9 protein-coding genes are annotated in these 7,332 nt (G+C 67.0%); 6 read left to right on the top strand and 3 right to left on the bottom strand.

The annotated features are described in order from the left end of the window. On the bottom strand, positions 1-555 hold a 555-nt coding region (locus VK519_RS01025), incomplete at its 3' end, for a 4Fe-4S cluster-binding domain-containing protein (protein WP_324346811.1). A gap of 91 nt (positions 556-646) precedes the next feature. Here VK519_RS01025 and efp point away from each other — a divergent pair. The 6 genes from efp to folE2 all read left to right on the top strand — a co-directional run bounded on the left by efp (position 647) and on the right by folE2 (position 5,826). Beyond that, positions 647-1,213 carry an elongation factor P gene (efp, locus tag VK519_RS01020; RefSeq protein ID WP_324346809.1) on the top strand — a complete coding sequence of 189 codons (567 nt, stop codon included), beginning with the start codon at positions 647-649 and terminating at the stop codon, positions 1,211-1,213. 4 nt (positions 1,214-1,217) lie between these two features. Continuing rightward, a complete protein-coding gene (locus tag VK519_RS01015; protein ID WP_324346807.1) occupies positions 1,218-2,549 on the top strand; it encodes a TRZ/ATZ family hydrolase in 1,332 nt (443 codons plus the stop codon). Between the two features lie 27 nt (positions 2,550-2,576). Next, the gene (gene ubiG / locus VK519_RS01010; protein WP_324346805.1) at positions 2,577-3,290 is read left to right on the top strand and encodes a bifunctional 2-polyprenyl-6-hydroxyphenol methylase/3-demethylubiquinol 3-O-methyltransferase UbiG; all 714 of its coding nucleotides are present in this window, start codon (positions 2,577-2,579) and stop codon (positions 3,288-3,290) included. Further along, entirely contained in the window at positions 3,287-3,964 is a 678-nt protein-coding gene (locus tag VK519_RS01005; RefSeq protein WP_324346803.1) for an HAD family hydrolase, read from the top strand. Before ubiG ends, VK519_RS01005 begins: the two co-directional genes overlap by 4 nt. Then, positions 3,961-4,797 carry an isoprenoid biosynthesis enzyme family protein gene (locus VK519_RS01000; RefSeq protein ID WP_324346801.1) on the top strand — a complete coding sequence of 279 codons (837 nt, stop codon included), beginning with the start codon at positions 3,961-3,963 and terminating at the stop codon, positions 4,795-4,797. Before VK519_RS01005 ends, VK519_RS01000 begins: the two co-directional genes overlap by 4 nt. A gap of 102 nt (positions 4,798-4,899) precedes the next feature. Further along, positions 4,900-5,826: a GTP cyclohydrolase FolE2 gene (gene folE2 / locus VK519_RS00995; RefSeq protein WP_324346799.1), complete on the top strand. Its 927-nt coding sequence runs from the start codon at positions 4,900-4,902 to the stop codon at positions 5,824-5,826. Here the strand turns inward: folE2 and VK519_RS00990 are convergent. Together VK519_RS00990 and VK519_RS00985 are read right to left on the bottom strand one after the other, a co-directional pair. After that, positions 5,823-6,614, bottom strand: a complete 792-nt coding sequence (locus tag VK519_RS00990; protein ID WP_324346797.1) for a M23 family metallopeptidase — start codon at positions 6,612-6,614, stop codon at positions 5,823-5,825. The two genes, folE2 and VK519_RS00990, sit on opposite strands and share 4 nt — an antisense overlap. 11 nt (positions 6,615-6,625) lie before the next feature. Next, positions 6,626-7,332 (bottom strand): amidohydrolase family protein (locus tag VK519_RS00985; RefSeq protein WP_324346795.1); only part of this gene is annotated, 707 nt, incomplete at its 5' end.

Here is a 7,332-nt window from a genome sequence, read left to right as displayed (position 1 = left end):
GGCGCGCAGGCGGTCGGTGAGCTCGGCCAGCTTGCCGGTGGCCAGGGAAAGCGGGTCGCCACCGGAGAGGATCAGCTCATCGATGGAGGTATCGCCCGCCACGTGCTCCAGCGCCAGGCGCCAGGCGCCGGCCGCTGCGATTTCCTCGCCATAGGGAAAATGCCGGCGGAAACAGTAGCGGCAGTTCACCGCGCAGCTGCCACTGGCGATCAGGAGTGCCCGGCCCTGGTACTTGTGCAGCAGGCCCTGGGCATCGCGGGAGGCCAGGTCACCCACGGCATCGCGGCTGAAACCCGGGACGTTGTCCGTTTCCGCCAACTGCGGCAGTACTTGCAGCAGCAGCGGATCGCGGGCATCGCCATGGGTCATGCGCTGGACGAACCCCCGGGGCACGCGCATGGCAAAACCGGCGTCGTCGGCGGGCAGGGTCTCTGCCAGGTGCGGCAGGCCCAGCATGGAAAGCAGTTCCAGCGGGTCGGTGACGGCTTCGCGCCACGCCGCGCGCCAGTCGGGGGCGGCGTGAGATAGGCGGCTGGCGGGGCTTCCGGTTATCATGGTGGGCCTAGGTGCAGGCGGGGCCCGCCTGCGATAACGATCATTTTAGCCGCTGGGGACAGCGGTTTTTTCATCCCGGAGTTTAAAAGGCATGGCCACATACGGTCTCAACGACGTCAAGAATGGCGTGAAGATCATCGTCGACAGCGATCCGTACGTCGTCGTCGAGGCGGAGTTCGTCAAGCCGGGCAAGGGCCAGGCCTTCACCCGCATCCGCATCCGCAACCTGATCAATGGCCGCACCACGGAGAAAACGCTCAAGTCCAGCGATTCCTTCGAGGGTGCCGATGTGGTCGATACCGACATGCAGTATCTCTATAGCGACGGTGAATTCTGGCACTTCATGCAGCAGGAAACCTTCGAGCAGCACCAGGCCGACGAAGCCGCCGCCGGTGAAGCGGCCAAGTGGCTCAAGGGCGAGGAAGAGTGCGTGGTCACGCTGTGGAACGGCCGCCCGATCTCGGTCACCCCACCCAACTTCGTGGAACTGAAGATCGTCGAGACCGACCCCGGCGTCCGCGGCGACACCTCCGGCGGTGGCGGCAAGCCCGCCAAGCTCGAGACCGGTGCCGTGGTGCGCGTGCCGCTGTTCGTCAACCAGGATGAACTGATCCGCGTGGACACCCGCACCGGCGAATACACCAGCCGCGTGAAGTAACGATATGTCACAACCGCTCGGCACCGCCGTCGACCTCGTGATCGAGGCCCGCTGGGTGGTCCCCGTCGAACCACATGGCGTGGTACTGGATGACCACGCCGTGGTGGTGGATGGCGACACCATTGTCGCCATCATGCCCACCAACGAGGCGCGCGCCCTATATGAGCCGCGCCAGCTGGTCAGCTTGCCCGAACATGCCCTGATGCCGGGGCTGGTCAATGCCCACACGCACAGCCCGATGACACTGCTGCGCGGCCTGGCCGACGACCTGCCGCTGATGACCTGGCTGAACGATCACATCTGGCCGGTGGAAGGCGCCTTCATGGGCCCGGAGTTCATCCGCGACGGCGTGGAACTGGCCGTGGCCGAGATGATCCGCGGCGGCACCACCTGCGCCAACGAAAACTACTTCTTCCCCGACGTGATCGGCGCCACCTTCAACCGCATGGGTTTCCGCGCGGTGGTGGGCCTGCCGGTGATCCAGTTTCCCAGCGCCTGGGCCACCACGCAGGACGACTATTTCGCCCGCGCGCTGGAAGTGCACGACAGCTTCCGCGGCCAGGCGCTGCTCAGTACCGCCTTCGTGCCGCACGCGCCCTATACCGTATCGGACGAAAGCTTCGAGCGCATCCGTGTACTGGCCGACCAGCTGGACATTCCCGTGCACCTGCATACGCACGAGACGGCCCAGGAAGTGGAAGAGAGCAAGCGCGAACATGGCATCCGCCCGTTCCAGCGCCTGCAGCGCCTGGGCATCGTCAATGATCGCCTGGTGGCGGTGCACATGACCCAGCTCACCGACACCGAGATCGCTGCCTGCGCCGAGCACGGTGTGAGCGTTGTGCACTGCCCGGAATCCAACCTCAAGCTCGCATCGGGCTTCTGCCCGGTGCACAAGCTCCGCCAGGCCGGCGTGCGCGTGGCCATCGGCACCGACGGTTGCGCCTCGAACAACGACCTGGACATGTTCGGCGAAATGCGCACCGCGGCCTTGCTGGCCAAGGCCGTCGCCAAGGATGCCTCGGCGTTCGACGCAGCATCGGTACTGCGTTCGGCAACCCTCGAAGGCGCCCGGGCGATTGGCCTGGGCGAACTCGTCGGTTCCATCGAGCCTGGCAAGCAGGCCGACCTCACCGCCGTGCGCCTGGACGACCTGGAAACCCAGCCGCTCTATCATGTGGCCTCGCAGCTGGTTTACGCCGCGGCGCGCCACCAGGTAAGCGATGTATGGATCGCAGGCGTGCGCAAGCTCGTCGATGGCGTCCTGGCCGATGTCGACACCGATGCCCTGCGTGCGCGAACCCGCCAGTGGCGCGAGCGCATCGCCGCGGTCTGATCCACTCCCGGCTTTCGAAGGAATCTCATGGAACACGCCACGAATGCCAATGTCAGTGCCGCGGAAATCGCCCGTTTCGGCAAGCTCGCCGCAGGCTGGTGGGATCCAAACGGCGAATCGCGCCCGCTGCACGACCTGAACCCGGTGCGCGCCGGTTTCATCGCCGATCGCATAACCCTGCGCGGCGCCTGCGTGGCGGACGTGGGTTGCGGAGGTGGCTTGTTAAGTGAAGCCCTTGCCCGCGCGGGGGCCCAGGTCACCGGTATCGACCTTGGCGAGAAAGTGATCGGCATCGCCAAGCTGCACCTGTACGAATCGAACCTCTCCGTGGACTACCGCGTGCAGGGCTCGCACGAGCTCGCCCTCGCCGAAGCCGGCACGTTCGATGCCGTCTGTTGCATGGAGTTGATCGAGCACGTGCCCGATCCGGCTGCACTGGTGCAGGACCTCGCCCGCATGGTGAAGCCCGGTGGCCGTATCTTCATGAGCACCATCAACCGCACGCCGCTGGCCTTCGGCGCGGCGATCGTCGGCGCCGAATACATCACGCGCATGTTGCCGCGTGGTACGCACCACTATGCGCAGTTCCTCAAGCCCTCCGAGCTTGGGGCCCTGCTGCGCCGGGCAGGCCTTGAACTGGACGAGGTCAAGGGCCTGGGCTACAACCCGCTTTCGCGCAAGGCGTGGCTCACCGGCATGACCCAGGTCAATTACATCCTTGCCGCGACGCGGCCGGCATGAAGGCGCTGCCGCAGCCGCTGGCCGGGGTGTTCCTGGACCTGGACGGCACCGTCCTCGATACCGCGCTTGATCTCTACGCCGCGCTCGAATCGGTGTGCGCCGACGACGGCGTGGCGCCACCGGCTTTCGACGTTCTGCGCCAGGTGGTTTCGCGCGGATCCCGCGCAATCCTGGCCACAGCCTACCCGCATGATTCCAGTGCCCGGCTGATCGAGCGCATGCCCGGGTACCTTGCCCGCTACGAACGCGACATCGCGGTGCATACGCGTCCTTTCGATGGCATGGACGAAGCATTGCTGGCGCTGGAAGAGCGCGGCGTGCCGTGGGGCATCGTCACCAACAAGCCTGGCTTCCTCACCGACCGCCTGCTGGCGGCGTTGAAGATGGACGTGCGCGCGGCAAGCGTGGTTTCCGGCGACACCCTGCCAGTGAAGAAGCCCGATCCGGCACCCGTGCTGCTGGCGTGCGAGCGGGCCGGTGTCGATCCCACCCGGTGCCTGTTCGTCGGCGACGATCGCCGCGACGTCGAGGCCGGGCGCGCTGCCGGGTGTTACACCGTGGCCGTGGGCTGGGGATACCTCGACGGTGGTGACCCGCGCACATGGGGCGCGGACCTCGTAGTGGATACCGTGGCCGAATTCGCATCCGTGTTGGGCTTGTCCGTGCACGCATGACCGACGCTGCATTCCAGAGTTACCTCGACCAGTGGCTGGCCTCCGATCCGCAGCAGCGGGTGGCCCTGGGGTTTCTCGATCCTGCCCTGCGAAACGGACACGTTGCGCTGGCGGCCTTCGAGCGGGAGATCGTGGGCGCTGCCTACGGCATCAGGGAGGCACAGGTAGCCGCGGTAAAGCTCAATTGGTGGGCGGAGGAACTTTCCGGCGCCCGCGCCAGCGGCGGGCGCCATCCGCTCACCCGCGTATTGTTCAACCAGCCCCGGGCCGACGTTCTGCCCTTGACGCTCTGGATTGCCCCCGTGCTGGCCGCGATGGGCCAGCTCGAGGAAGGAACCGCGGCGGACTTCCCGGCCCAGGTGGCGGCCACCTCCATCCTGCATGGCGCCCTGGCCCGGCTGGAGACAGCCTGGTGGTTTGGCGTCGGCGCCGACCCTGGCCGGGCCACGGCCGTTGCAACCCATGCGCACCTGCTCGGCTCGTTGGCCATGGTGGACGAGCAGTCCGAAGTTGAGCGGCTGGCCCTGCCCATGGCGCGAATGGCGCGTTTTGGCCTCACCCGCGCCGGCCTGCGTACGGATAACCCGGCCCGCCGCGACGCGGTAAAGGCACAGTCGGGCGATATCGCCGCGGCCCTGCGCCAGGCCGCCCCACCGGGTGCGCCGCTGTCGCTTTTCCGCTCCATGACGCTCCGCCAGGCCCGGCGCCGGGCCGAACAGGCAGCCCGGGCCCCGGAGCCGCTGGCCGTGCTTAAAGCAGCTCCGGCCGTGGGTGGACCCAGCACGGCGTTGTTCGCCTGGCGCGCGGCGCGAAATTCCCGACACGCGTATTAGGCCGAACACACCGTTCGCTGGCACTCACCATTGCCATGACCCCACCCCATCCCCATTGTGGTCGACTAGTCCCCAGCCGACCCGTACCAGGATTTTTTTGCCATGTTCAATGAAGACCGCCCCTCCTCATCGCTTCCGGACGTGGCCTCGCTGCCGCATGCCTCGGGCTCCGGTGTCCTGGACTGGGTCGGCATGGACGGCATGGAAATGCCGGTGCAGTTCGACGCCGGCGACGGCCAGGTGCGCCAGACCAGCGCCCGCGTCGGCGCCTTCGTCAACCTGGCGAAGGAGGGCGTCCGGGGCATCCACATGTCCCGCCTGTACCTGCTGGTGGACGAAGCGCTGAGCGCGGGCCCTGTGGACGAAACGGTGCTGCGCAGGCTGCTTGAATCGTTCCTGGCCTCCCACGAAGGCCTGTCCGATGCCGCACGCGTGGTGATCCACTTCGAGCAGCTTATCCGCCGCCGCGCGCTGCGTAGCGACAACAGCGGCTGGCGCGCGTATCCCGTGCGGCTGGAAGCGGTACTTGCCGAGGGCAAGTTCAGCATGGAGATCGGCACCGACGTTGTGTATTCCTCCACCTGTCCGGCGTCGGCGGCACTGTCGCGGCAGATGATCCAGCAGCGGTTCGCCGAGGATTTCAAACCCGGCCAACCGCTGGAACACGAGGTGATCCTGCGCTGGCTGGGCACGGAGAAGGGCATCGTGGCAACGCCGCATGCCCAGCGCAGCACGGCCAAGCTGTGCATCCGGCCGGCGGCGGCGAACGCGCCGAAGCTGCTGGCGATCATCGATGCGGTGGAAGCATCACTCGGCACGGCGGTGCAGACGGCGGTCAAGCGCGAGGACGAACAGGCCTTCGCGCTCGCCAATGGCGCCAACCTGATGTTCTGCGAAGATGCTGCCCGTCGCGTGCAGCAGACCCTCGATGCCATGCCGGGCATCGCCGACTTCCACGTGCGCATTGCCCACCATGAAAGCCTGCATCCGCACGATGCCGTGGCTTACGCGGGCAAGGGCCTGACTTAAGGCTTGTCGATCCCCGGCAGCAGCAGCGGATCGAGCCTCACGCCGAACCAGTTGAATCCCCAGTGGACGTGGGGCCCGGTGGCGCGTCCGGTCATCCCGGCCGCACCGATCACCTGGCCCTGGGTGATGTGGTCGCCTGGTTTCACGTCGATGCGCGACATGTGCAGGAAGTTCGATGACAGCCCGAAGCCGTGATCGAGCACCACGGTGCCGCCGGTGAGATAGAGGCCGGGCCTGGCGAAGGTCACGATGCCCGCGGCCGGCGCCTTGATCGGCGTCCCGGTGGGGACGGCGATATCCATGCCCGAATGCGGGGCTTTTGGATCGCCGTTGTAGATACGCTGGTTGCCGAAGCGGCCGCTGATGCGGCCGGTGACCGGCCAGATGAAGCCATGGGCGAAGTCTTCGCGGTTGTCGTCGCGGCTGCGCACGGCCGTGACTTCCGCCTGCTCACGGGCGATGCGCGCGGCCAGTGCCGGGTCGGGATTCACCGTCTGCGGCGGTACGCCGTTGACGCGCTCGATCGGCCAGTCACGTGGCTCAATGACGATGCCGATATGGCGCGCGGCGCCCCCGGGCGCCGTTACATCGACACTCAGCGGCCCTTGTTCATCGCGACCGGCACCGAACACCACGGTGCCATCGCTGCCCACGCGCACGGCCTTGCCGGCCACGGTGACCTGCGAGCCCGGCGCCACCTTGGCCACCACGATGCCGCCCTGGGACAGACGGGCAGGGATCGGTGCGGCGCTGGCGGAAAAGGCCGCCAGCAGCGCGGCCAACGCCATGGACCTGCGCCTCAACGCGCGAAGGCCAACCGCTGGCCGCGTATGGAGTCGTCCACCTTCGTGCCGTCCCATACGCGCTGGCCGTTGACGAACGTGGCGGCGATGCTGGCGGTGAACGTGGTGCCCTCGAACGGCGACCAGCCGCACTTGGACAGCACTTCGGCACGTGTCACGGTATGCGGCCTGTTCGGATCCACCAGCACCAGGTCCGCGGCGTAGCCTTCGCGCAGGAAGCCGCGGTCGACCACGTCGAACAGGATCGCCGGAGCGTGGCAAACGGCTTCGACAACGCGTTCGAGGGTGAGCTTGCCCTCGAATACACGCTCGATGGCGGCCTGCAGGGCGTACTGCACCAGGGGCAGGCCCGAAGGCGCGGCGTCGTACAACTGGGCCTTTTCTTCCAGCAGATGGGGCGCGTGGTCGGTGGCCAGTACGTCGATGCGGCCTTCGGCCACGGCACGGGTGATCGCCTCGCGGTCCGAGGCCATCTTGATCGCCGGGTTGCACTTGATCAGGAAGCCTTTTTCTTCGTAATCATCGGCGTCGAAGTGCAGGAAGTGCACGCAGGTCTCGGCGGTGATCCGCTTGCTGGCCACCGGGCCAGGCTCGAACAGGGCCAGTTCGTCGGCGGTGGAAATGTGCAGCACATGCAGGCGCGTGTCGTGCTTGCGGGCAAGCTCGATGGCGAGCCTGGTGCTCTTGATGCAGGCCTCGCGCG

It is taken from the genome of Pinirhizobacter sp., from assembly GCF_035317885.1.
Classification (GTDB): domain Bacteria; phylum Pseudomonadota; class Gammaproteobacteria; order Xanthomonadales; family Rhodanobacteraceae; genus Pinirhizobacter.
Note: the sequence above shows the minus strand (reverse complement) of the source record. Positions and strands in the feature narration are given on the sequence as shown.

Coding starts and splice junctions, on each gene's coding strand:
- efp (WP_324346809.1), top strand. CDS start 647: ATGGCCACATACGGTCTCAACGACGTCAAGAATGGCGTGAAGATCATC.
- VK519_RS01015 (WP_324346807.1), top strand. CDS start 1,218: ATGTCACAACCGCTCGGCACCGCCGTCGACCTCGTGATCGAGGCCCGC.
- ubiG (WP_324346805.1), top strand. CDS start 2,577: ATGGAACACGCCACGAATGCCAATGTCAGTGCCGCGGAAATCGCCCGT.
- VK519_RS01005 (WP_324346803.1), top strand. CDS start 3,287: ATGAAGGCGCTGCCGCAGCCGCTGGCCGGGGTGTTCCTGGACCTGGAC.
- VK519_RS01000 (WP_324346801.1), top strand. CDS start 3,961: ATGACCGACGCTGCATTCCAGAGTTACCTCGACCAGTGGCTGGCCTCC.
- folE2 (WP_324346799.1), top strand. CDS start 4,900: ATGTTCAATGAAGACCGCCCCTCCTCATCGCTTCCGGACGTGGCCTCG.
- VK519_RS00990 (WP_324346797.1), bottom strand. CDS start 6,614: ATGGCGTTGGCCGCGCTGCTGGCGGCCTTTTCCGCCAGCGCCGCACCG.